Source organism: Rhodoferax antarcticus ANT.BR, assembly GCF_001938565.1.
GTDB lineage: Bacteria > Pseudomonadota > Gammaproteobacteria > Burkholderiales > Burkholderiaceae_C > Rhodoferax > Rhodoferax antarcticus.
Window position 1 is genome coordinate 721,070 of record NZ_MSYM01000013.1, and the last position, 22,688, is coordinate 743,757.

Here is a 22,688-nt window from a genome sequence, read left to right on the forward strand (position 1 = left end):
GATCGGGTTTTTCTCTTTGTTTTCAGCTCGACGTCTTTAGGCGTAGTCTTCATTCCATGGCACAGAAAAACCTGCAAAATACCGCCATGCACACCGAAGCCAATACACTTTCCGCTTTTTTGCCGCCTGACGACGCCGAGCGCATCAAACTGCACAACGAGGTTCACGCGCGCCCCTCAGCGCGCGTGCGCCTGCCCGCACTGCTGATTGATGTGACGGTGTTACATCACGGAGTCACACGCGAAATGGTCTGTGCCCACCTCAGCCAGTTGCCCGGTTATGCAGATTTGTCACTGGCGGCTTTGCAAGACAATTTTTTGCGTTTGCGCAGCGGCGGCTATACCGTGAAATGGGAGCGTCATACGGAGTTTTCCCGCTACACGGTGCTGCAGCCACTGCCTGAGCATGCCCATCTGGGTGCGAGTGAGCCAGACCTGATGCCGCATGTGGCCACTCCTCCAGACTGGCTGCGCCAGATTCCTGGCAGCACCGTGTCTGCTGTGCAACTCGTCATGCTGCACGCACCGCTGGATAACGCCAAGGTGCTGATGGCGCAAGCCACAAAGTGGCTGGGCGGCAAAAACGTGGTGGCTTCGTTGATGGGCAGCAATGCCTTTGATGTGTCTAAAGAGCTGGGCAAGGCTGCGGGCGAGGGCGGCTACCAGCATCCGCTGGGCCATTCGTGGGCGCTGACCCAGTTTCGTTTGCAATCCGACGGGTTCGAGCGGTTTTTGGTGATCGCGCCCGAAGGCACCAGCCAGACGCGCGCCGGACGCATCGCCCGGCGATTGCTGGAACTGGAGATTTACCGCCTTATGGCGTTGCGCTCCCTGCCGGTAGCCAAGGCGCTGGGGTCGCTGTTGTCCGAGTCGGAGCAATTGCTGGCCAAGATCACCGCTTTGCTGCAGGGCAAAAGCGCCTCGGACCAGGAATTGCTCGACACCCTGGTTTCATTAGCCGCGAGTATTGAGCATGCCACCGCCGAGCATATTTACCGCTTTTCTGCCAGCCAGGCCTACTATTCGCTGGTGAACCAGCGCATTGCTGAGCTGCGCGAAAAAGCCATTCCCGGCACCCAGACCCTGGGTGAGTTTTTGCAGTACCGCATGGCCCCGGCCATGGCCACGGTGGTTGCAACATCTGAGCGGCTGGCCTCACTCTCTGAGCGGGTAGCGCGCGCCAGCGATTTGCTGCGTACCCGGGTGGACATTGCCACCGAGACGCAAAACCAGGAATTGCTGGCCAAGCTCACCCGTGGCCAGGCGGCGCAGTTGCATTTGCAGGGCACGGTGGAAGGGCTGTCGATTGCAGCCATCTCTTATTACGTGATTAGCCTCTTGCTGTATGCGGGCAAAGCCATGAAGGCGGGCGGCATGCCAATCAACCCGGAGATGTTTGCCGGTGTGATGGTGCCGGTGGTGCTGTGGGTGGTATGGCGCACTACCCGAAAAATTCACGGCAAACTGGTCGCCAAGCTTGGCGACTCTCCTTGAAGCCAAGCCGATTTCGGCTTTGTAAAAGATCAAGCCTTCTTGCGCAACAGCCGAACATGCATCGGCCGTGTCAGGCGAACCCCATCAGGAACCCTATTCGACTCAAAGCGTTGGCGAATGGCCTCGCGCAAGGGCGCATCAATCTGGTGATTGACGAAAGTCGGCTGCAACATGCGTTTCTCAAACGCGTGGAAGTCGGTGAAATGCACCGGCATCGCAAAGCGACGCTCGTCAGCAGCTTCCCACGTGCCATTGCATAGCGCCTGGTCCAGCGCCCGCTGAGCGGCCGCGCGTACCACACGTTCGTCATTAAAAAGCCGCATGATCTCGTTCAAAGGCCCGGCATAAACCGGCTCAGACACATACAACCAGCCGCCCGGACGCAACACACGCGCCACTTCCGCCAGCGCTTGCGCCATCAAGTCAGTGGGCACATGGTGCAGCGATTTGAGCATCAGTGCGCCGTCAAAGCTGGCCACAGCACAGGGCACAGCCTGTGCACCGGCGTGAACAAAGGTCAAGCCTGGCTGGGGTATTGCGGCCAGATTTTTGGCGTGTTGGCGCTCATCAACTTCCAGGCCGGTGACGCGGGCGTTGGGGTAACGCACCAAAAGCGCCCCGGCCAGACGCGCCGCGCCGCAGCCCAGTTCAATCAGCTGACTGGCTTGTAGCGGCACCAGGTCGGCAAGCAGGTCCAGCTCGTTGTCAATAAGGGGTATGTCTTTGTTCATGGTCGCGACCGGGTCAAGGGGGGGCGTGTTGAGGGGCGGGTCATTTCAGCGACAGGATCCAGCGCGCCAACGTCTCGGCGTCTGAGCGGCTGATTTTGGGATTGGCTGGCATGGGTACCACGCCCCAAACCCCGCCACCGCCGTGGATGATCTTATTTGCGAGCTCGGTGCTGGCGTTTTGACCGGCATACCGGGCAGCCACGTCTTTGTAGGCGGGGCCGAGGATTTTTTGGCTGACGGTGTGGCAGACCGTGCATCTTTTCTTTTCGGCTAGCGCCTGATCTGCTAGCGCGGGGGCGGCCAAAAAGACGCCAGTCAACAGCGCCAAAAGAGGGCGTTTCATGGGTTCATCCTTCAATAAAAGCTATAGCGGCGCTCAGAGCGGGCATTGTAGGTACGGCATTTGACGCGACAGAGCGGCAAATACCGGGTACGCTCATGCAATTCATCCGGCATAAGGAAGGAAGCGGCGTTATGTATTTGCTTGGTTTGGGATTGGTTTTGATGGTGTTGAAATACCTTGAATGGGGCCCGGTGGCGCAATGGTCATGGTGGCTGGTGTTGACACCCTTTGCGCTGGCAGCGCTATGGTGGGCTTGGGCGGATGCCACCGGCTACACCAAGCGCAAAGCCATGGAGCAGGACGACAAGCGCCGGGACGAGCGCCGCGCCCGCACCAAAGAGGCACTGGACGCGAATTTTCATAAGCGTCGCCGCTAAGCCCGAGCCGTTTGGTCTGCGCTTGCGGGCCATGCGCGTTACCGCTGTTGCCGTCGTGGGTATGCCCGAAACGCCTGCTGCGTGCAGCCTGTGGGCCATAATCCCAGACTCGTTTTAAGTTTTGTTGATCCATTTTTTGGCTGAAAAATACCATGCCCGTCTACCGCTCCAAAACCACCACCGCTGGCCGTAACATGGCCGGTGCTCGTTCCCTCTGGCGTGCCACCGGCATGAAGGACGGCGATTTTGAGAAGCCGATCATTGCGGTGGTCAACTCTTTCACGCAGTTTGTGCCCGGCCATGTGCACCTGAAAGATCTTGGGCAGCTGGTGGCGCGTGAAATTGAGGCGGCTGGTGGTGTGGCCAAAGAGTTCAACACTATTGCCGTGGACGATGGCATTGCCATGGGCCACGATGGCATGCTGTACTCACTACCGAGCCGCGACATCATTGCTGATAGCGTGGAGTACATGGTCAACGCACACTGTGCCGATGCCATGGTGTGCATCAGTAACTGCGACAAGATCACCCCCGGCATGCTGATGGCGGCCATGCGGCTGAACGTGCCGGTGGTGTTTGTCTCGGGTGGTCCGATGGAAGCCGGCAAGGTTCAAAAAACCGACCCCAACACCCAGATCGTGACCTTCAAAAAGCTCGACCTGATCGACGCCATGGTGATGGCGGCCGACGACAAGGTGTCTGACGCCGACGTGGCGGAGATCGAGCGTTCTGCCTGCCCCACTTGCGGGTCGTGTTCGGGCATGTTTACCGCCAACTCCATGAACTGCCTGACCGAGGCGCTGGGCCTCTCGCTGCCCGGTAACGGCACGGTGCTGGCAACCCACGCTGACCGCGAACAACTTTTCAAGCGCGCCGGCCGCCAGGTGGTGGACTTGTGCAAACGCTACTACGAACAAGACGACAACAGCGTGTTGCCGCGCTCCATGGGCTTCAAAGCGTTTGAAAACGCCATGACGCTGGACATTGCCATGGGCGGCTCCACCAACACCATCCTGCACATTTTGGCGATTGCGCAAGAGGCTGAAATCGACTTCACCATGGCCGACATCGACCGCCTGTCGCGCGTGGTGCCGCAGCTGTGCAAGGTGGCACCCAACACCGACAAATACCACATTGAAGACGTGCACCGCGCGGGCGGCATCATGGCCATCCTGGGTGAGCTGGACCGTGCGGGCAAGCTGCACACCGACACGCCCACCGTGCACGCCAAAACCATGAAAGACGCGCTCGACGAATGGGACATTGCCCGCAACCCGTCTGACGCGGTCAAAACCTTTTACATGGCCGGCCCTGGCGGCGTGCCGACGCAGGTGGCCTTCAGCCAAGCCGCGCGCTGGCCCAGTCTGGACCTCGACCGCGCACAGGGCTGCATTCGTTCGGGCGACCATGCGTTTTCGCAAGAGGGTGGTCTGGCCATTTTGGTCGGCAACATTGCGCTCAAGGGCTGCGTGGTCAAAACAGCCGGTGTGGATGACGACCTGATGGTGTTCGAAGGCCCGGCGCATGTGGTCGAGTCACAGGATGAGGCGGTGGAGCACATTCTGGCTGACCAAGTAAAGGCCGGCGAAGTGGTCATCGTGCGTTACGAAGGCCCCAAGGGCGGCCCCGGCATGCAGGAGATGCTCTACCCCACGTCATATATCAAGTCCAAAGGCTTGGGCAAAGCCTGTGCGCTGCTGACCGATGGGCGTTTTTCGGGCGGCACCTCGGGTCTGTCTATTGGCCATGCCTCGCCCGAAGCGGCTGCTGGCGGTGCGATTGGGCTGGTGAAGAACGGCGACCGCATCCGCATCGACATTCCCAACCGCAGTATCAATGTGCTGGTGTCGGATGAAGAACTTGCCAAGCGCCGCGCCGAGCAAGACCTGCTTGGCTGGAAGCCTGCCTTGCCGCGCCCGCGCAAAGTGTCGACAGCGCTCAAGGCTTACGCCAAGCTGGTGATGTCGGCCGACAAGGGCGCCGTGCGCGACCTGTCGCTTCTTGAAGACTGACACGACTAGCCTTTGACGATACCCTGGCAGGCGCAGCCGCGACACGTGGACTGCGTCTGCCGCTCCACTGAACCCATGTGGCACCGTTGACCTGGCCTGCTGCACAATCGTCCACCATGCTGATTCACCCCGAAATTAACCCTGTCGCCCTGCAATTGGGGCCGGTGGCCGTGCATTGGTATGGGTTGACCTACTTGGCAGCGTTTGGCTTGTTCATGTGGTTGGGCAGGCTGCGGCTGCGTCACGAGCCGTTTGCCTCGCTCACAGGCACTGGCGCCTGGACCAAGAGCGACGTGGAAGACATCCTGTTTTTGGGTGTGATGGGTGTGGTGCTGGGTGGGCGCATCGGCTACTGCCTGTTTTACAAGCCCGGCTACTACGCGGCGCACCCGCTGGAAGTGTTTTATGTCTGGCAGGGCGGGATGAGTTTTCATGGCGGCTTGCTCGGCGTCATCGCCTCGATGCTGTGGTTTGCCCACAGCCGCCAGCGGCCTTGGCTGCAGGTGGCGGACTTTGTGGCACCTTGTGTGCCGACCGGGCTGGCGGCGGGGCGCATTGGCAACTTCATCAACGGCGAGTTGTGGGGCCGTGTGGCCAGCCCAGACTTGCCCTGGGGCATGGTCTTTCGCGGTGCGGGAGATTTGCCGCGTCACCCATCGCAAATCTACCAGTTCTTGCTGGAAGGGCTGCTGCTGTTTGTGCTGTTGTGGCTGTATGCCCGCAAGCCGCGCCAGCGCGGGCAAGTGGCGGCGGCTTTTCTGTTTGGCTACGGTGTGTTCCGGTTCATTGCAGAATTTTTCCGTGAGCCCGACGACTATCTGGGTTTGCTGGGCCTGGGCTTGAGTATGGGCCAGTGGCTGTGCTTGCCGATGATTGCAGGCGGCGTGGCACTCTGGCTGTGGGCCGCTCGTAAGTCACCCCAAATATAAGGAAAATAGCCCTCTAGCCCTTATAGAGAAAGCGCAAGCAGCTATTTTATTCATAGTAATCTTGGATGTCGCCAGATAGGTTGTGACACATGCCAGCACGTATCGAGTTTCACCAAGACCACGCAGTGGCGTGGGTGACCTTGCGTTACCCCAAGCGCTTCAATGCCATGTCGCGCGGTATGTGGCGCGAGCTGCGCAGCGTGTTTGAGTGCATCCAGACCCAGCCAGATCTGCGCTGCGTGCTAGTGCAGGGCCACGGTGCCCACTTTTGCGCGGGTGGTGACATTTCGGAGTACGCCAGCTTTCGTTATGAAGAGAGCAGCCTGCGGGCCTTTCACGAAGAAGATGTCTGGGGTGCCTTGAACGCCATGCTTGCCTGTGATGTGCCCATCGTGGCGCAGATTTCGGGCAATTGCATGGGCGCAGGTGTCGAGATTGCCAGCTGTTGCGACGTTCGACTGGCGGCTGAATCCGCCCAGTTTGGCGCACCGATTGCCCGGCTGGGTTTTCCGATGGCACCGCGTGAGTTGGCGCTGGTGGGCCGTGAAGTGGGTCTGGTCACTGCGCGGCAGATGCTTCTGGAAGCGGCGGTGTTCAGCGCGCCGGAGATGTTGCAACGCGGTTTTCTGAGCCGGGTGGTGGCCGATGTGGATTTGCCCACTCTGGCGCACGCCACGGTGCAGCGCATCTCCAGCCTGGCACCGCAGGCGGCGCGCCTGAATAAGCAGACGCTTCGTGCATTAAATAGGCCTCCAGCCCTTATGGATAAAGCGCAAGCAGCTATGAATAACGATGCAAATGCCGACGCCTTGAGCGGCCTCATGGCCAGCGCCTACCGCTACGCCGCCAGCCCGGAGCAGCGCGAAGGCATCAGCGCTTTTCTGGAAAAACGTCCCCCCGTGTTCTAAACCGTCTGGCGCCATATGCTGCCCTCAGCGTCTGCGCTGCCAGCGTTCTCCCGCCAAGAAAGTGAAACCGCCATGACGCCCACCTCTTCCAATCTTTACCAGGCTTTTCGTGCGGCTTTCCCGGCGGATCTGGAGGCCACGGCGGTAGAGACCGACGCCGGGCAGTTCTACACCTGGCGCGATCTGGAGCGTGGCAGCGCCATGCTGGCGAATTTTTTGCAGTCGCTCAATTTGCCTGAGGGCGCACGCATAGCAGCGCAGGTGGATAAATCGGTTGAAGCGCTGATGCTTTACCTGGCCACGCTGCGCGCCGGTTTTGTGTTTTTGCCGCTGAACATGGCTTACCAAAGTGCCGAGATGGCCTATTTCATCGGTGACGCCGAGCCCGCCGTGGTGGTTTGCAGTGCGCAAAATTTCGGCTGGGTCAGCAAGCTGGCGTTTCAGGCGGGCACGCCCTGGGTGTTCACCCTCAACGACGACCGCACTGGCAGCCTGCTCAACCGCGCGGCGCACGCCCCGGATCAGCACCCGCCCGCCACCCGGCACGCCGATGACCTGGCGGTGCTGATCTACACCAGCGGCACCACCGGGCGCTCCAAGGGCGCCATGCTCACCCACGGCAACATGCTCAGCAATGCGCTGGTGCTCCAAGAGTACTGGGCATGGCGCAGCGCGGAGCAGGGCGGTGATGTGTTGATCCACGCACTGCCGATTTTTCATGTGCACGGCCTTTTTGTGGCGATCCACGGCGCGCTGATCAATGGCAGCAAGATGATCTGGCTGACCAGGTTTGACCCGAAAGCGGTGCTTCAAGCCCTGCCGCGCGCCACCGTGTTCATGGGCGTGCCCACTTTGTATGTGCGGCTGCTGGCTGAGCCGGGCTTGACCGCCGAGCTTTGTAGCCACATGCGTCTGTTCATTTCCGGCTCGGCCCCTTTGCTGATGGAGACCTTTCAAACCTGGCAAACGCGCACCGGCCACACCATTCTGGAGCGCTACGGCATGAGCGAAACCATCATGCTCACCTCCAACCCCTACACCGGCGAGCGTCGCGGTGGCAGCGTGGGCGCACCGCTGCCGGGGGTGCAACTGCGCATCGTCAACCAGCGGGATGAGCCGGTGCCCGCCGGAGACATTGGTGACATTCAAGTCAAAGGGCCGAGCGTGTTTGCCGGTTACTGGCGCATGCCCGAGAAAACCGCGCAGGAGTTCACCGGGGGTGGCTATTTCAAGACCGGTGATGTCGGCAGGCAGGATGCAGACGGCTATGTCACCATCGTTGGCCGCAGCAAAGACTTGATCATCAGCGGCGGCTACAACGTTTATCCAGCCGAGCTGGAGAGCTTTATCAACGACTTGCCCGGTGTGCTTGAGAGCGCGGTGGTGGGTGTGCCGCATGCAGATTTTGGCGAGGTGGGTGTGGCCGTGGTGGTGCCGCGCCCGGGCGCGCAGCTCGACGCCGCGCGGATTCTGGCCCAGCTCAAGGCCAGCGTGGCCAATTACAAGGTACCTAAGCAGTGTTTTGTGGTGCCCGAGCTGCCGCGCAACGCCATGGGCAAGGTGCAGAAAAACCAGTTGCGTACTCAGTATGTTGTGCCGCCCAGCGCCTAAGCCTTGACAGAATTCGTTAGCATGGCGGCAAAACTCCTTGGAGATTCGGCTTGCAAACTCTTCAAAGCGTGCTGCGCCAGGAGGTCGATAGGGCCGACGTTGACTCGCGAAGCCAGATCAGCCTGCTCATCGGTAAGCTGGCCTGCAAGCTGCACAATCGAACCATGACCATCCCTTATTTGTCGCAAGCCGCAGCCCTTCACTGACCAGCGCACCATGCACAAATTACTCAGCCTGCAGTCGCGGCGCCTGTTAGGTGTTGACGAAACACAGATGCCAGCAGTGCTGGATGAGCTGGCACAACTTGCCGGGCAGGCGGGCGTGTCGGAGCCAGTCGCCAGATGCCTCGCTGGTTTTGGGGATTTTGTGGCCCGGGTGGAAGAAACCTATGCGCAAAATGACCGCGACTTGGATCTGAAAACCCGCAGCCTGCAGCTCAGCTCGGTAGAGCTTTCGCACGCCAATGATCGTTTGCGCCATGAGCTTGACAGCCGTACCCGCGCCATGGACTCGCTTCGCGAAACCGCCAACGGGCTGATGCACGAGATGAACCCCGGCATGCCTGCGCTGCGTGAAGACAGTCTGGAGTCGCTCTCGCAACTCATGTCAGATCTGGTCACACAGCGCCAAGCCAGCCAACGCGATTTGCAAGCGGCGCTGGCTGACCTGGCCAACCAGAAATTTGCCTTGGACCAGCACGCCATCGTCAGCATCACCGACCTGGCAGGCGACATCACCTACGCCAACGACAAGTTTTGCCAGATCAGCGGCTACAGCTTGGCGGAGTTGCTGAGCTGCAACCACCGACTGATCAACGCCGGGGTGCATCCGCCGGCTTTTTTTCAACACCTTTGGCAAGCCATCCTGGCTGGCAAGGTCTGGCACGGCGAAATTTGCAACCGCTCCAAATCGGGTGCTATTTACTGGGTTCAGGCAACGATTGTTCCGACGCTGGACGACAACGGCGCACCCAGGCAGTTCATTGCCATCCGCACCGACATCACCGAGCGCAAAAACATGCAGGTGGCGCTGGTGGCGGGCGAAGAGCGACTGCGCCGCATCACCAACACCGTGCCCGGCGTGGTGTTTCAGTTTGAGGTGGGTGCCGGTACTATTCGCTACACCTTCGTGAGCGAGCGGTTGCAGGAGATTCGTCGGCTCGATCGTGACGCGCTGCTGCGCGATGGTTCGCTGGCGTTTGCGCAGATCATCGAAGCTGACCGTGAGCGCTGCGTTACCGAGGTGATGGCGGCTGCCCAGCGGCGCGAGGGTTGGACCGCTGAATACCAGGTGCGTTTGCCAGACAAGCGCTTGCGCTGGATTCGCTCGCAAATCTTGCCCGCCCCAGCACTGGCGGACGACGGCGCAACGGTGTTTACCGGCATCTGGCAGGATGTCACCCACATCCGCGAAGCCAGTGAGCGCCTGCGCGAGGTGACCGAGAGCATTCCGGTGGTGGTGTTTCAGTACCGGCTGTGGGCTGACGGCCGACAAAACTTTCCGTTTTGCAGTTCGGTGGTCGAGCAGGTGTGTGGTCTGGCGCCGCAGGAGGTTACCGCCGACCCCATGGCTTTTTTCCAGACGATTCACCCGGATGACCAAGAGGCTTTTGTGGCAGCCTTCAAAACGTCTGCACGCAGCGGCCAGCGCATTTCGCTGGATTTCCGGATGCACCACAAGCACACCGGCGCCATCCTCTGGGTGCATGGTGAGTCCATGCCCAAGGCGGCGGTGGATGGCGGCGTGTTGTGGAACGGTTACTTGGCCGATATTTCCCAGGCCAAGCTGGCGTCAGAGGAGTTACAGCGGGCCAAAGAGGCGGCTGAAGTGGCCAGCCGCGCCAAGTCGGACTTTCTGGCCAACATGAGCCACGAGATCCGCACCCCCATGAACGGCGTGATTGGCATGACCGACCTGGTGCTGGATTCCGAGTTGACCGCCGAGCAGCGCGAGCAGTTGGAAATCGTCAAGCTCTCTTCAGACGCCTTGCTGCGGGTCATTAACGACATTCTGGACTTCTCGAAAATTGAAGCTGGCAAGCTGCAGATCGAGCAGCTTGGTTTCAACTTGCATCGGGTGCTGGCAGACGCGCTGAAGATTTTGTCAGTACCTGCCCAAGCCAAGGGTCTGCAATTGGTGTGCGACACCGACCCAACGACGCCAGCGGAGGTGGTTGGCGACGCTTGGCGGCTGCAGCAGATCCTGTTGAACCTGATGGGCAACGCCATCAAATTCACCGACCGGGGCGAAGTTCGGCTGAGCGTGCGCGCCCATGCGATGCCGGATGGACAGTGGTGTCTGATGTTTTCTGTCAAAGACACTGGCGTGGGGATTGACCCGTCGAAGTTGCACAGTATTTTCGAAGCGTTTTCGCAGGAAGACAGCAGCGTCACCCGCCGCTTTGGTGGCACCGGCCTGGGGCTGTCCATCTCGTCGCGCCTGGTGGCGGCCATGGGCGGGCACGTCTCTGTCAGCAGCCAGCTCGGGCTGGGCAGCCAGTTCGACTTTGACATCATGCTCGGCGTCGGGGCGCAGGCTGCAGCGTCAGCGGCCTCGACTGCAGAGCCGGCCCAGGAGGGGGTGGCTGCCCTAAGCGCCCAGGCAGCGGCAACCGGGTCGATAGGCTTGGCTATCTTGTTAGTTGAAGACAACCTCATCAACCAGAAGCTGGCAGTGGCCTTGCTCAAGCGCGAGGAACATCACATCACTCTGGCTTGTAACGGTCAGATTGCCTTGGATATTTTGGCGCAGCAGCGCTTTGACCTGGTGCTGATGGACATGATGATGCCGGTGTTGGACGGGCTGCAGGCCAGCCGCTGTTTCCGTGCCACCGAGCGCGGCAACCGCACGCCAATTGTGGCCATGACCGCCAACGCGATGCCTGGCGACCGCGAGCGCTGCCTGCAGGCGGGAATGGACGACTATCTCCCCAAGCCGATATCAGTTTCAGAGCTAAATCGGGTTCTAGCCCTTTTTACAAAAGCGCGGATAGCTATAGATTCTGAAGCAAACGTGATGCCTGATGTTCGCGCAGCGGCGCAGACGCAGATGGCGGGCAGCAGTTTTGATTACGCCTTGGCCCTGCTTGACGTTGACCAGGACATCGTCGAGATCATTGCCGACACCTTTGTGGCGAGCTGGCCCGTGGACCTTGAAAAAATGTATCAGGCCATAGCGCAAGAGGACTGGAGCGCCTTGTCGCGCGCAACGCACACCCTGCGCGGAATTTTGGCCATGTTCGGGGCGAGCCCGGCGGTGGCGCTGCTTGCCGAACTGGAACAGTTGGCAGCCAAGGCCACAGCGATGGGCGAGGGCGTTGCGCAGCAGACTGGGCGGGCCAGGCTGGTAGAGCTGGGAACAGCGGTGGCCAATTTGTTGGAAGCCTTGCATCGTGACGGTGAGGCAGTGTTAAAGTGAAATTAACGTGTGCCAGAGACGCGTTTTTTTGAACCCTACCACCATGACTTACAAGGTATTGATTGTTGATGACGCAGAGATCAACCTGGTGCTGTTCGAGGCACTGCTCAAGCGCATGGGCAACTGCGAATCTGCCAGTTTCTCCAACGCCGTTGCCGGGCTGGTGAGTGCGCAGACTGAAGACTATGACCTGGTCATCGTCGACTACATGATGCCCGAGCTCAACGGCGTGGATTTCATCACCCAGTTCCGCCAAACCCCTGGCCGCGAAGACATGCCGGTGTTGATGATCACCGCTAATGACCAAAAGCAGGTGCGCTACCGCGCCCTGGACGCGGGTGCCACAGATTTCCTGACCAAACCGGTGGACAAGATCGAGTTCATGGCGCGGGTCAAAAACATGCTGCAACTCGGTGCCAGTCGCAAAGTGCTGGCGGACCGAGCCGCCTGGCTGGCCGAAGAGGTGCGCAAAGCCACTTATCAGATCAAGGAGCGCGAGCGCGAAACGGTGATACGCCTGTCCAAAGCCGCTGAATACCGCGATCCTGAGACGGGTTCGCACATTGTGCGCATGGCACATTACTCGGAATTGATTGCCCGGGGCTTGGGCATGCCGCGGGAAGAGTGTGAACTGTTGCTAGAAGCAGCTCCCATGCACGACATTGGCAAAGTGGGTATCACCGACAGCATCCTGCTCAAACCGGGGCGCCTGACGCCTGAAGAGTTCGAGGCCATGAAACTGCATTCGGTGTACGGCTATGACATTTTGAAAGGCAGTTCTTCCCGGGTGCTGCAAACCGGTGCCGCCATTGCGCTGGGCCACCACGAAAAGTTTGACGGTTCAGGCTACCCGGGTGGCCTCAAAGGTGAGGCGATACCCATTTTCAGCCGCATTGCGGCGGTGGCCGACGTCTTTGACGCCCTGACCTCTGAGCGGCCGTACAAGAAAGCCTGGTCGCTGGAGCGCGCCAGCGAGCACATCAAAGCCAGCGCAGGAAGCCACCTTGATCCGCAGTGCGTGACCACATTTTTCTCTCAGTGGGAAAGCGTCTGCCAGATTCGGCAGCGTTTCCAGGATGATGAAGATGCCATCACCATCCTGTAGAAAATGATAGCTGCTCGCGCTTACTGCATAAGGGCTGGAGCTGTTTTTAACGTAAAACCAGCACGGGGATGTGCGAGTGTGTGAGCACCTGATGCGTTTCGCTACCCAGCAACAAGCGCTTGACACCCTTGCGGCCGTGCGAGGCCATGACGATGAGGTCGCATTTGTTCTTCTTGGCTGTGGCAATGATGGCATCTGACACGATGTCAGATTTCACTGTGAGCGCGCGGGTTTTGACACCTTGCAACTCGGCCAGTGTTTTCACTTCGTCTACCACCGACTGGCCTTCCTCGGCCCATTGCTGTTCGATGCGGCCCACTTCAGCGGCTTGTAGAGCCAAGCCACCTTCAAAATAACTTTGCGGGTAACGCGGCACAACCTTGACCACCACCAGCGCCGCGCCGGTGAGTGCTGCCAGCGATATAGCGCTGCTGACTGCTTTTTTGGACAGACTTGATCCGTCGGTGGCCACAAGAATCTTTTCGTACATGGTGATTTCCTCTCAAAACGAACGAAGATGGTACGTTCCTATACCATCAGCCGGTTTTGATATAGCTCAGGTATCTTGATGACTTTTCCTGTTGAATCTCAAAGTTCGCTTTTGCCGCTTACTCCGCGCTTTAGGGTTGAATTGGGCGCTGTGGAAGACGAGGATGCGCTCCAGTCGCCACCAGGCGACCCGCTGGAGGCGTTGAAGATTCTGGACGACGAGCAAGAGTGGTCGGCGTTCAGCCGACCAGATGCAACCCAGTCGGGGCGCTGGGAGTCCAATGTCATGATCGAAGGCATGCACTGTGCGGCTTGCGCATTGACCGTGGAAGACGCGCTCAAGAGCATTCCCGGTGTGGTCTCGGCCGATGTCAGCGCGGGCAGCCAGCGGGCTAAAGTGCTCTGGCAGGCGCAAGCAGTATTACCCTCACGCTGGATGCAGGCGGTGCGTGAGTCGGGCTATCGGGCGGTTCCGGCCAATGACGCTTTTGCCCGTGAAAGACGTCGGCTGGAGTCGCGCAAGGCGCTTTGGCGCCTGATGGTGGCAGGCCTGTGCATGATGCAGGTGATGATGTACGCCTTGCCGGCCTACATTGCCGACCCGGGCGATCTATCAGCCGAGATGGAGCATCTGCTGCGCTGGGCCTCATGGGTGCTGACATTGCCGGTGATTATTTTTTCCTGTAGCCCGTTTTTCAGCAACGCCTGGCGCGACATCGTGCATCGGCGCATCAGTATGGACTTGCCGGTGGCGCTGGGTATGTTGATCACTTTTGTCGTGAGCACCGCAGGTACATTCGATCCCGAAGGCATTTTTGGCCGGGAGGTGTTTTTTGACTCGCTGACCATGTTTGTCTTCTTCCTGCTGGCCGGGCGCTGGTTTGAGTTGCGGCTGCGTGACCGCACTGCCGGCGCACTGGAAGTGTTGATGAACCGACTGCCCGACAGCATCGCGCGGCAAAAGGCTGACGGTGAATTTGAGCGAGTTCCTATTCGCCGACTTCAACCCGGTGATGTCATTCAAGTGCGCGCGGGAGAGGCTTTTCCTGCTGACGGCGTGGTGGTGCGTGGTCAGACCTCAGTTGACGAATCGCTGCTCACCGGTGAGTCTCGCCCGGTCGCGCGGGCCGAAGGCGATACGGTGATTTCCGGCAGCCACAACTTGGCTGCTGTGGTGCTGGCGCGGGTGGAGCGTGTCGGCAAGGAAACGCGCTTTGCCCAGATTGTTGATCTGATGGAGAGTGCTTCCACCAACAAACCGCACCTAGCGCGTCTGGCAGACACCATTGCCAAACCCTTTTTGATCGGTGTTCTGGTTGCTGCAAGCCTGGCCTGTTTGTATTGGTGGGACACCGACCCGGAGCGCGCCTTGATGGTGGCAGTGTCGGTGCTGATCGTGACCTGTCCTTGTGCCTTGTCGCTGGCAACGCCTGCCGCCATGTTGTCTGCTGCTGGCGCGCTGGCACAGAGGGGTATTTTGGTGCGCCGCCTCGACGCCTTTGAGTCCCTGGCGGCGGTGGACACGGTGGTGTTTGACAAGACGGGCACCCTGACGCGCGATGCCATGGTGTTGGGGCAGACGCAGGTGCGTGCCGGTATGGACGCAAGCCAGGCGCTTGCCATGGCTGCCTCGCTGGCGCAGAACTCCTTGCATCCGGCGTCCCGAGCCTTGTTGCTTGCAGCGCAGCAGCAGGGTGTTGTTGGGCAGTGGCTCGCCAGTCATATGCTTGAGGTGCCGGGGCGTGGATTGACGGCCACGCTGGCGCAAGCCACTGAGCCTGAGCAATCTTTTGAGATTCGGCTGGGTTCAGCAGAGCACTGCGGCGTGGCGCCCCGCGCCTCAGAGGTCTTGCAGGTCTATATGAGCGATGGCCAGCAATGGCTGGCGACTTTTGAATTGCAGGAAGCCATTCGCCCGGATGCCCAGGCGACGATTGCTGCACTGAAAGAAGATGGGCTTGCTGTTCACCTGCTCTCCGGTGATGCCAGTGATGCTGCCCGGCAGGTTGCTGATGCGGTGGGCATCCAGGCCTTTCAGGGGCAATGTTCACCCCAAGACAAGCTCGATTTTTTGCGTCAGTCTCAGCTTGAAGGCCACAAGGTTGCCGTAGTGGGTGATGGCCTGAACGACGGGCCTATTCTGGCGGGAGCGCACGCCTCATTTGCCTTTGGCCAGGCGGTGCCGCTGGCACAAGCGCAGGCGGATTTTCTGGTCTCAGGCAGCAGACTGAGTGATGTGGCCTTGGCCATCAGCTTGTCCAGACGCACCTTGGCGGTGGTCAGGCAGAATCTGTGGTGGGCGGCGGGTTACAACGCGATTTGCGTGCCGCTGGCTGTGGCAGGCATGTTGCCCGCCTGGCTTGCGGGTATTGGTATGGCCAGCAGTTCGCTGCTGGTGGTGGCTAACGCCCTTCGGCTGTCGCGCGCGCAGCCTCAGAACAAGGAAATTTGATGGACATCATGTATTTACTGGTCCCGCTATCTGTCGGGCTGATCTTTTTCATCATTGGCGGCATTTGGTGGGCGATTTACCGGGGGCAATTTGACGATGTGGAAAAAGAAGGCGAGAGAATACTTAAAGATTGAAGGGGAAATTAAGCCATAATTGACCTGTGTCAAATCGAGGACGCAGGTCAACCAGGACACTTTGCGTCTCAAATATAGAAGAGGTAAATATGGCATACGCAAATTCGCTGGCGACGACGTACAACGATAAAGTTGTACGGCAGTTCGCCATCATGACCGTGGTTTGGGGTGTTGTGGGCATGCTCGTTGGCGTGTTCATTGCGGCACAACTTGCCTGGCCGGAGCTTAATTTCGGGATTGAGTACCTGTCTTTTGGACGATTGCGCCCGTTGCACACCAACGCGGTTATTTTTGCGTTTGGTGGCTGTGGCTTGATCGGAACATCGTTTTATGTTGTTCAGCGGACCTGCCAGGTTCGTCTTTTTGGTGACAAATTGGCAGCCTTTGTTTTTTGGGGCTGGCAAATTGTCATTGTTGGTGCGGCCATTTCCTTGCCTTTGGGTTTCACGCAAAGCAAAGAGTACGCTGAACTCGAATGGCCCATCGATCTGCTGATCACCGCCGTCTGGGTCGCTTACGCGGTTGTCTTTTTTGGCACCATTGGTACTCGTAAAGTAAAGCACATTTACGTGGCTAACTGGTTTTATGGCTCATTTGTGCTGGCGATTGCCTTGCTGCACATCTTCAATAATCTCTCCATTCCTGTTGGCATGATGAAATCCTACTCTGCCTACGCAGGTGTGCAGGATGCCATGGTCCAGTGGTGGTACGGTCACAACGCTGTGGGTTTTTTCCTAACGGCTGGCTTCTTGGGCATGATGTATTACTTCATCCCCAAGCAGGCGCAACGCCCGGTTTACTCTTATCGCCTGTCCATAGTTCACTTTTGGGCACTGATTTTCACTTACATGTGGGCAGGCCCGCACCACTTGCACTACACCGCGCTGCCTGACTGGACCCAATCTGTCGGTATGGTGTTCTCCCTGATTCTTCTGGCGCCCAGTTGGGGTGGCATGATCAACGGCATCATGACGCTGTCTGGTGCGTGGCACAAATTGCGTGACGACCCGATCTTGCGTTTCCTGATCGTGTCACTGTCGTTCTACGGTATGTCCACCTTTGAAGGTCCGATGATGGCCATCAAAACGGTCAATGCTTTGTCGCACTACACAGACTGGACCATCGGTCACGTTCACTCCGGTGCCTTGGGATGGGTGGGCATGGTGACGATTGGCTCCATGTATTACCTGATTCCCAAGCTTTTCGGCCAAAAGCAGATGCACAGCGTCAAAGCGATTGAAGTTCACTTCTATATTGCCACGATAGGTATCGTTTTGTACATCGCTGCACTGTGGATTGCTGGTGTGATGCAGGGCCTGATGTGGCGCTCCATCAACGCCGACGGCACCCTGACCTATACCTTTGTGGAATCGGTCAAGGCCAGCTTTCCGTTCTATGTTTTGCGTCTGTTGGGTGGGTCCATGTATCTCACCGGCATGATCATCATGCTCTGGAATACCTACAAAACGGCGACAAGTGGTCGTTCAGTGACGGTGCCCATTCCGGCTGCTTTGGCTCACGCCTGAGGTAAAACAACATGTCAAATACAAAATCAAGCGGTTTTTCGCACACGGCCATCGAAACAAACAATGGGTTAATGATTGTTTTGATGTTGATTGTCTTGTCCATCGGTGGTTTGCTGGAAATTGTTCCGCTGTTTTTCCAGAAATCCACCACCCAACCCGTCGCTGGCCTGAAACCTTACCCGGCGCTGGAACTGGCTGGTCGGGATATTTACCAACGCGAAGGTTGCTACAACTGCCACTCACAAATGATTCGGCCCTTCCGTGCTGAAACTTTGCGCTATGGTCACTATTCTTTGGCTGGTGAGTTTGTCTACGATCACCCATTCCAATGGGGTAGCAAGCGCACCGGTCCTGACTTGCACCGTATTGGCGGCAAGTACAGTGACCAGTGGCAAATCACCCACCTGCTAAATCCGCGTGATCTGGTGCCTGAGTCGATCATGCCCGCGTACCCTTGGTTGGCCACGGCGACGGTGAATGGAGCGAAGCTCGGGGCCCATATGAAAGGTCTTCGCACTGTAGGTGTTCCCTACACGGATGCTGACATTGCCGGTGCCGCCGAGGCTGTCGAGGGTAAAACCGAGATGGAGGCAATGGTCGCCTACCTTCAGGGTTTGGGTCATCTCGTTAAATAAATAGAGTTACGCTGATGGAATTCGATATCAACACGGGTAGAGCTCTTGTGACGCTCATGGGGCTGATCACCTTTGTTGGCTTTGTCGTGTGGGTGTATTCCAAGAAAAATTCCGCTGATTTTGACGAGGCAGCCAAGCTGCCTTTTGATGAGGACGATGAGGACTCATCCGACAACCGAGAAGGATCAAAAAATGAGTGATTTTGTAAGTGACTTCTGGAACTTCTACGTCTCCGGAATCGTTATCCTGAGTATCTTGGCGTGTTTGCTCTTGTTGATTTTCACTGGCAGGGCTCATGCCGTGACAGCTGAGGACAACACAACTGGGCACGTCTGGGACGGTGATTTGCGTGAAATGAACAACCCACTGCCCAGGTGGTGGAGTTATTTGTTTGTAATTACGGTGGTATTCTCTTTTGCATATCTCGCTTTGTACCCCGGCCTTGGCAGTTACCCTGGTCTTTTGGGTTGGACGTCAAGTGGTTTACACGCAGCAGAAGTCAAGGAGGGTGACGAAGCAATTGCCCCCGTATATGCGCGTTTTGCAAATATGTCGTACGAAGACATTGCTAAGGATACAAAAGCCATGGCAATCGGTGAGCGCCTTTACAGTAACAACTGCGCTCAGTGCCATGCGTCTGATGCGCAAGGAAACAAAGGCTTTCCCAACCTGACGGATAAAGACTGGCTGCATGGTGGTGTTCCCGAGAACATTACCCAGACCATCGTCGAAGGCCGCATCGGTAACATGCCTCCCATGGCAGCTGCAGTTGGCACGGAACAAGACGTCAAGAACGTGGCGCAATACGTGCTGAGCTTGTCAGGTAGTCCGCATGACGCCGACCGGGCAGCGTTGGGTAAGGAAAAATTTGCTGTATGCGCGGCTTGCCATGGTGAAGACGGCAAGGGCATGCAGGTTTTGGGCTCAGCGAATCTGACCGACGGCATCTGGTTGCATGGCTACGGTGAAAAAGCGATCGTTGACATGGTCAACAACGGCATGCAAAACGTGATGCCTCCGCAAGGCAAACTATTAACTGAACCACAGATTAAAGTGTTAACCGCCTATATTTGGGGTCTTTCCAATAAGAGCTAAGCCAAGGCCACCCAAGCCAAATCAGTGCACTAAATGAAACTTGTTGGTTTCCCTGTTTTCCCGTTCAAGCCCCTGCGCGTTAGGCGGTGCTGTGAACAGAAAGGTAGTCTGTGAGTAACAATTCCGTATTGGATGACAAGCCGTGGTGGACGTATGGCCACCTGTGGTTGGTGATCAGTGGGCCGATGAGTGTGGTGCTGGCTTGTTTGGTCACGTTTTACTTCATCGCGAACAGTCCGAACCAGATCATTACCGGTCAGGATATCGAGATTGAAAACGTGAAAAACGGCCAGATGATCGAAGGCCGTGACGCCCCTGCGGTGATGGCCCGAAACCATGCCGCTACAGGTGCAGTTCCAGCGCCTAAAACGGCGCCTGACGCACCGAAATAATCTGGTTATTTTGGGTTGACGATATCTTGCAGCGCCTGGGTGTTCAAAATGTGCACATGGCGTTGCTTGACGGCAACGATGCCTTCATCGACGAATTTGGAAAATGTTCGGCTGATTGTTTCCAGTTTGAGCCCCAGGTAGCTACCGATTTCTTCTCGTGTCATGCGCAAGACGAGTTCAGAAGGGGAAAATCCGCGCGAATGCAGCCGTTGTGCCAAATTCAGCAGGAAGGCGGCCAGCCGCTCCTCAGCACGCATGCTGCCCAGTAGCAGCATCACGCCGTGTTCACGCACGATTTCACGGCTCATGATCTTGTGGACATGGCGTTGAAGCGCATTGACTTCGCGTGACAGCGATTCAATGTCTGCAAACGGCATGGCGCAAATCTCTGCGTCCTCCAAGGCAATGGCATCGCAGCTGTGGTGGTCATTGACGATGCCGTCCATGCCAATGATCTCACCCGCCATTTGAAAGCCGGTGACTTGATCGCGCCCGTCTTCTGAGGTAATGCAGGTTTTGAAGAAACCAGTGCGGATGGCGTAGAGATTTGTGAACGTTTCGCCGTTGTGAAAAAGCGTTTCACCGCGCTTGACCTTGCGCCTGGAACCAATCATCACATCGATGCGATGGAGCTCTTCCTGATTCAGGCCAATGGGCATACAGAGCTCGCGCATGTTGCAGTTGGCGCAGGCGATTTTGATGGTCTCATGATTCATGGGCTGGATTCTGACACTGTTCTTTAACAAAGGCTGACAAATGTCAATTCGCCCTTATCCGCGTTCTCCCGCTTGATTGATCAAGATCAAAAATAGAACAGGCGCAGATGGCACATTTAGGTGGTCTGAAAAAGGAATTCACATGATCGAGTGCGCCGCCGAACCAATCTCTGAAGCTTTGATCCGTCAATACGATGTTGCAGGACCAAGGTACACCTCTTATCCCACTGCCGACCGGTTTGTCGAAGCCTTTACCGCGCAGGACTATGCTCTAGCGCTGGAGCAACGGCGCTCTGGCGCAGCTGCGTTGGCTTTGCCGCTGTCGCTGTACGTGCACATCCCGTTTTGCGAGTCGCTGTGCTACTACTGCGCTTGCAACAAGATCATCACCAAGCACCATGACCGTTCTGCGGCCTACCTGCGTTATTTAAGCCGTGAGGTCGATTTGCACACCAAGCACATGGGTGTGGGCCAACCCGTTTCGCAGTTGCATTTGGGTGGTGGATCTCCCACCTTCCTGTCCGATGCTGAATTGCGTGATTTGATGGGTCTGCTGCGGCGCAATTTCAAATTGGTGCCCGGCGGCGAATATTCCATCGAGATTGATCCACGCACCATCGACGTCCAGCGACTTGATGTGCTGGCCGAGCTGGGGTTCAACCGTTTGAGCTTTGGTATTCAGGATTTTGATCCTGCAGTACAAAAAGCGGTGCATCGGGTCCAGCCGGCTGAGCAAGTGTTCGAACTGGTGGCCGCAGCGCGTGCGCGCGGCTTCGAGTCAGTCAATGCTGACCTGATCTACGGCCTGCCGGAACAAACGCCAGAGTCGTTTGACCGCACGCTGGCGCAAATTGTGGAACTCAAACCAGAGCGTATAGCGTTGTACGCCTATGCGCACTTGCCGGAGCGCTTCAAGCCGCAGCGCCGTATTTCGTCGGTTGAAATTCCAACGGCTGCCGCCAAGGTGTCGATGCTGGCGCGTTCTATGGCGGCTTTCATGGCGGCTGGTTACGTCTACATCGGCATGGATCACTTTGCCTTGCCGAATGACTCACTGGCCGTGGCCAAGCGTCAGGGTCGTTTGCATCGCAATTTTCAGGGTTACAGCACACAGCCTGATTGCGACATGATTGGCCTGGGCGTATCGTCCATTGGCCGCGTGGGCGCCACCTACAGCCAGAACGCCAAGACGCTGGAGGAGTACTACGATTTTCTGGACCAAGGTCAGTTTCCGATTGTTCGCGGCTTGGCGCTGTCGCGCGACGATCTGGTTCGCCGTGCCTGCATCATGGCGCTGATGTGCCAAGGCCGTTTGTCTTACGAGTCCATCGAGTTGGCCTATCTGGTGAACTTCAAGCAGTATTTCGCCAAGGAACTTAAAGCCCTGGCGGCTCAGGAAGAGCAGGGCTTGGTGGTGCTCGAGGATTCCGGTATTCAGGTGACTGAAAAAGGCTGGTTCTTTGTCCGGGCGGTTGCGATGCTGTTTGACCACTACCTGCAAACTGACCGTACCCGCACCAAGTTTTCCAAGATCCTTTAGTCTGCGTGGATGCAGACCACCCTTGCCACCACCGCCTTGCTGATGGGGTTGGCGGGTGGACCGCATTGCATCGCCATGTGCGGCGCTGCCTGCGCGGGTATTGGGCAAGCGGCAGGCGATCGGCGCGCGTCGGCCATGTGGCTGTTTCAGGCAGGCCGAGTTTTGGGGTATTCGGCCATGGGGGCATTGGCAGCCGCCTCCATGCAGGCGCTTGGCTGGATGACGGTGCAAAGCGCGGCGCTCAGGCCGGTCTGGACAATGTTCCATGTGGCGGTTTTGGTGATGGGCTTGGTGCTCATGTTCAACGCCCAGCAGCCGATCTGGCTCGAGCAAGCGGGTAAAAAACTCTGGGGTATCGCGCGCAACTTGGTCGTCAGGCGCGGCCTGTCGGGCACGCTGATGCTTGGCATGGTGTGGACTTTTTTGCCATGTGGACTGCTCTATTCGGCGCTGCTGGTGGCAGGTTTGACCGGGCGCGCTGTTGACGGTGCGCTAGTCATGGGGCTGTTTGCGTTGGGCACCAGTGTCTCGATGATGCTCGGACCCTGGTTGTGGCTGCGGTTTGGTAGCAACAGCAATGGTGATTGGGGCGTTAGGCTGGCGGGCTTGGCCTTGGCAGCCAGTGCGGGCTGGGCTTTGTGGATGGCCTACGCGCACGACCAGGCGCCCTGGTGCTCGCCGATCTGACGGCTAATTTTTTCGGCCAGCGTGGCGCCAGCCGCAGCGGCACTTTCCGTTAAAACGCAGCCCTAAATTCAGCCTGACCCGGCTGGGATAATCAGC

At 58.0% G+C, this 22,688-nt stretch carries 22 protein-coding genes; 18 read left to right on the forward strand and 4 right to left on the reverse strand.

The window, feature by feature from the left end:
• The first annotated feature begins 56 nt into the window (after positions 1–56).
• Positions 57–1,493, forward strand: coding sequence for a DUF3422 family protein (locus BLL52_RS12210; protein WP_241839141.1), 1,437 nt, complete (start codon positions 57–59; stop codon positions 1,491–1,493).
• Between the two features lie 29 nt (positions 1,494–1,522).
• Here BLL52_RS12210 and BLL52_RS12215 read toward each other — a convergent pair whose 3' ends face one another.
• Together BLL52_RS12215 and BLL52_RS12220 are read right to left on the reverse strand one after the other, a co-directional pair.
• The gene (locus BLL52_RS12215; RefSeq protein ID WP_075586892.1) at positions 1,523–2,224 is read right to left on the reverse strand and encodes a class I SAM-dependent methyltransferase; all 702 of its coding nucleotides are present in this window, start codon (positions 2,222–2,224) and stop codon (positions 1,523–1,525) included.
• Positions 2,225–2,264: 40 nt separating this feature from the next.
• Positions 2,265–2,567, reverse strand: a complete 303-nt coding sequence (locus BLL52_RS12220) for a c-type cytochrome (RefSeq protein WP_075586893.1) — start codon at positions 2,565–2,567, stop codon at positions 2,265–2,267.
• Between the two features lie 131 nt (positions 2,568–2,698).
• Here BLL52_RS12220 and BLL52_RS12225 point away from each other — a divergent pair, with 131 nt between their 5' ends.
• The 8 genes from BLL52_RS12225 to BLL52_RS12260 all read left to right on the forward strand — a co-directional run bounded on the left by BLL52_RS12225 (position 2,699) and on the right by BLL52_RS12260 (position 12,926).
• Positions 2,699–2,944 carry a TIGR04438 family Trp-rich protein gene (locus BLL52_RS12225; protein WP_075586894.1) on the forward strand — a complete coding sequence of 82 codons (246 nt, stop codon included), beginning with the start codon at positions 2,699–2,701 and terminating at the stop codon, positions 2,942–2,944.
• A 152-nt stretch (positions 2,945–3,096) separates the two neighbouring features.
• Positions 3,097–4,956: a dihydroxy-acid dehydratase gene (gene ilvD / locus BLL52_RS12230; protein WP_075586895.1), complete on the forward strand. Its 1,860-nt coding sequence runs from the start codon at positions 3,097–3,099 to the stop codon at positions 4,954–4,956.
• 116 nt (positions 4,957–5,072) lie between these two features.
• On the forward strand, positions 5,073–5,885 hold the full coding sequence (lgt, locus tag BLL52_RS12235) for a prolipoprotein diacylglyceryl transferase (RefSeq protein ID WP_075586896.1): 813 nt from the start codon (positions 5,073–5,075) through the stop codon (positions 5,883–5,885).
• A gap of 89 nt (positions 5,886–5,974) precedes the next feature.
• Positions 5,975–6,793 (forward strand): enoyl-CoA hydratase/isomerase family protein, encoded by an 819-nt coding sequence (locus BLL52_RS12240; protein WP_075586897.1) that lies wholly within the window; start codon positions 5,975–5,977, stop codon positions 6,791–6,793.
• 72 nt (positions 6,794–6,865) lie between these two features.
• A complete protein-coding gene (locus BLL52_RS12245) occupies positions 6,866–8,404 on the forward strand; it encodes a malonate--CoA ligase (protein WP_075587240.1) in 1,539 nt (512 codons plus the stop codon).
• A 50-nt stretch (positions 8,405–8,454) separates the two neighbouring features.
• On the forward strand, positions 8,455–8,610 hold the full coding sequence (locus tag BLL52_RS20785) for a hypothetical protein (protein WP_156876218.1): 156 nt from the start codon (positions 8,455–8,457) through the stop codon (positions 8,608–8,610).
• Between the two features lie 10 nt (positions 8,611–8,620).
• Positions 8,621–11,821, forward strand: a complete 3,201-nt coding sequence (locus tag BLL52_RS12255) for a PAS domain-containing protein (protein WP_075586899.1) — start codon at positions 8,621–8,623, stop codon at positions 11,819–11,821.
• A 43-nt stretch (positions 11,822–11,864) separates the two neighbouring features.
• Positions 11,865–12,926 carry a response regulator gene (locus BLL52_RS12260; RefSeq protein WP_075586900.1) on the forward strand — a complete coding sequence of 354 codons (1,062 nt, stop codon included), beginning with the start codon at positions 11,865–11,867 and terminating at the stop codon, positions 12,924–12,926.
• 46 nt (positions 12,927–12,972) lie between these two features.
• On the opposite strand, the gene BLL52_RS12265 is transcribed toward BLL52_RS12260, so the two are convergent.
• On the reverse strand, positions 12,973–13,416 hold the full coding sequence (locus tag BLL52_RS12265; RefSeq protein WP_075586901.1) for a universal stress protein: 444 nt from the start codon (positions 13,414–13,416) through the stop codon (positions 12,973–12,975).
• Between the two features lie 78 nt (positions 13,417–13,494).
• Between BLL52_RS12265 and BLL52_RS12270 the strand changes: the two genes are divergently transcribed.
• The 7 genes from BLL52_RS12270 (at position 13,495) to BLL52_RS12300 (ending at position 19,649) form a co-directional block, all read left to right on the forward strand.
• Positions 13,495–15,867, forward strand: coding sequence for a heavy metal translocating P-type ATPase (locus BLL52_RS12270; protein ID WP_083633920.1), 2,373 nt, complete (start codon positions 13,495–13,497; stop codon positions 15,865–15,867).
• Positions 15,867–16,001, forward strand: a complete 135-nt coding sequence (ccoS, locus tag BLL52_RS12275) for a cbb3-type cytochrome oxidase assembly protein CcoS (RefSeq protein WP_075586902.1) — start codon at positions 15,867–15,869, stop codon at positions 15,999–16,001. The genes BLL52_RS12270 and ccoS overlap by 1 nt, the downstream gene beginning before the upstream one ends.
• Before the next feature lie 89 nt (positions 16,002–16,090).
• Entirely contained in the window at positions 16,091–17,527 is a 1,437-nt protein-coding gene (gene ccoN / locus BLL52_RS12280; RefSeq protein WP_075586903.1) for a cytochrome-c oxidase, cbb3-type subunit I, read from the forward strand.
• 11 nt (positions 17,528–17,538) lie between these two features.
• On the forward strand, positions 17,539–18,162 hold the full coding sequence (gene ccoO, locus BLL52_RS12285) for a cytochrome-c oxidase, cbb3-type subunit II (protein ID WP_075586904.1): 624 nt from the start codon (positions 17,539–17,541) through the stop codon (positions 18,160–18,162).
• Positions 18,163–18,176: 14 nt separating this feature from the next.
• A complete protein-coding gene (locus BLL52_RS12290; RefSeq protein ID WP_075586905.1) occupies positions 18,177–18,362 on the forward strand; it encodes a cbb3-type cytochrome oxidase subunit 3 in 186 nt (61 codons plus the stop codon).
• The gene (gene ccoP / locus BLL52_RS12295; RefSeq protein WP_075586906.1) at positions 18,355–19,257 is read left to right on the forward strand and encodes a cytochrome-c oxidase, cbb3-type subunit III; all 903 of its coding nucleotides are present in this window, start codon (positions 18,355–18,357) and stop codon (positions 19,255–19,257) included. Before BLL52_RS12290 ends, ccoP begins: the two co-directional genes overlap by 8 nt.
• A gap of 110 nt (positions 19,258–19,367) precedes the next feature.
• Entirely contained in the window at positions 19,368–19,649 is a 282-nt protein-coding gene (locus BLL52_RS12300; protein ID WP_075586907.1) for a hypothetical protein, read from the forward strand.
• Positions 19,650–19,654: 5 nt separating this feature from the next.
• On the opposite strand, the gene fnr is transcribed toward BLL52_RS12300, so the two are convergent.
• Positions 19,655–20,365: a fumarate/nitrate reduction transcriptional regulator Fnr gene (gene fnr, locus BLL52_RS12305; protein WP_075586908.1), complete on the reverse strand. Its 711-nt coding sequence runs from the start codon at positions 20,363–20,365 to the stop codon at positions 19,655–19,657.
• Between the two features lie 142 nt (positions 20,366–20,507).
• On the opposite strand from fnr, the gene hemN reads away from it, so the two are divergent.
• Entirely contained in the window at positions 20,508–21,905 is a 1,398-nt protein-coding gene (gene hemN, locus BLL52_RS12310; RefSeq protein ID WP_075586909.1) for an oxygen-independent coproporphyrinogen III oxidase, read from the forward strand.
• Positions 21,906–21,914: 9 nt separating this feature from the next.
• On the forward strand, positions 21,915–22,592 hold the full coding sequence (locus BLL52_RS12315) for a sulfite exporter TauE/SafE family protein (RefSeq protein WP_075586910.1): 678 nt from the start codon (positions 21,915–21,917) through the stop codon (positions 22,590–22,592).
• Positions 22,593–22,688 lie beyond the last annotated feature (96 nt).

Excerpts from the sequence above, each read along its gene's own strand:
- ccoS (WP_075586902.1), top strand. The coding sequence starts at position 15,867 with ATGGACATCATGTATTTACTGGTCCCGCTATCTGTCGGGCTGATCTTT.
- BLL52_RS12290 (WP_075586905.1), top strand. The coding sequence starts at position 18,177 with ATGGAATTCGATATCAACACGGGTAGAGCTCTTGTGACGCTCATGGGG.
- BLL52_RS12270 (WP_083633920.1), top strand. The coding sequence starts at position 13,495 with ATGACTTTTCCTGTTGAATCTCAAAGTTCGCTTTTGCCGCTTACTCCG.
- hemN (WP_075586909.1), top strand. The coding sequence starts at position 20,508 with ATGATCGAGTGCGCCGCCGAACCAATCTCTGAAGCTTTGATCCGTCAA.
- fnr (WP_075586908.1), bottom strand. The coding sequence starts at position 20,365 with ATGAATCATGAGACCATCAAAATCGCCTGCGCCAACTGCAACATGCGC.
- BLL52_RS12240 (WP_075586897.1), top strand. The coding sequence starts at position 5,975 with ATGCCAGCACGTATCGAGTTTCACCAAGACCACGCAGTGGCGTGGGTG.
- BLL52_RS12315 (WP_075586910.1), top strand. The coding sequence starts at position 21,915 with ATGCAGACCACCCTTGCCACCACCGCCTTGCTGATGGGGTTGGCGGGT.
- ilvD (WP_075586895.1), top strand. The coding sequence starts at position 3,097 with ATGCCCGTCTACCGCTCCAAAACCACCACCGCTGGCCGTAACATGGCC.
- lgt (WP_075586896.1), top strand. The coding sequence starts at position 5,073 with ATGCTGATTCACCCCGAAATTAACCCTGTCGCCCTGCAATTGGGGCCG.
- BLL52_RS12210 (WP_241839141.1), top strand. The coding sequence starts at position 57 with ATGGCACAGAAAAACCTGCAAAATACCGCCATGCACACCGAAGCCAAT.
- ccoP (WP_075586906.1), top strand. The coding sequence starts at position 18,355 with ATGAGTGATTTTGTAAGTGACTTCTGGAACTTCTACGTCTCCGGAATC.
- BLL52_RS12260 (WP_075586900.1), top strand. The coding sequence starts at position 11,865 with ATGACTTACAAGGTATTGATTGTTGATGACGCAGAGATCAACCTGGTG.
- BLL52_RS12255 (WP_075586899.1), top strand. The coding sequence starts at position 8,621 with ATGCACAAATTACTCAGCCTGCAGTCGCGGCGCCTGTTAGGTGTTGAC.
- BLL52_RS12265 (WP_075586901.1), bottom strand. The coding sequence starts at position 13,416 with ATGTACGAAAAGATTCTTGTGGCCACCGACGGATCAAGTCTGTCCAAA.
- ccoO (WP_075586904.1), top strand. The coding sequence starts at position 17,539 with ATGTCAAATACAAAATCAAGCGGTTTTTCGCACACGGCCATCGAAACA.
- BLL52_RS12225 (WP_075586894.1), top strand. The coding sequence starts at position 2,699 with ATGTATTTGCTTGGTTTGGGATTGGTTTTGATGGTGTTGAAATACCTT.
- BLL52_RS12245 (WP_075587240.1), top strand. The coding sequence starts at position 6,866 with ATGACGCCCACCTCTTCCAATCTTTACCAGGCTTTTCGTGCGGCTTTC.
- BLL52_RS12215 (WP_075586892.1), bottom strand. The coding sequence starts at position 2,224 with ATGAACAAAGACATACCCCTTATTGACAACGAGCTGGACCTGCTTGCC.
- BLL52_RS12220 (WP_075586893.1), bottom strand. The coding sequence starts at position 2,567 with ATGAAACGCCCTCTTTTGGCGCTGTTGACTGGCGTCTTTTTGGCCGCC.
- ccoN (WP_075586903.1), top strand. The coding sequence starts at position 16,091 with ATGGCATACGCAAATTCGCTGGCGACGACGTACAACGATAAAGTTGTA.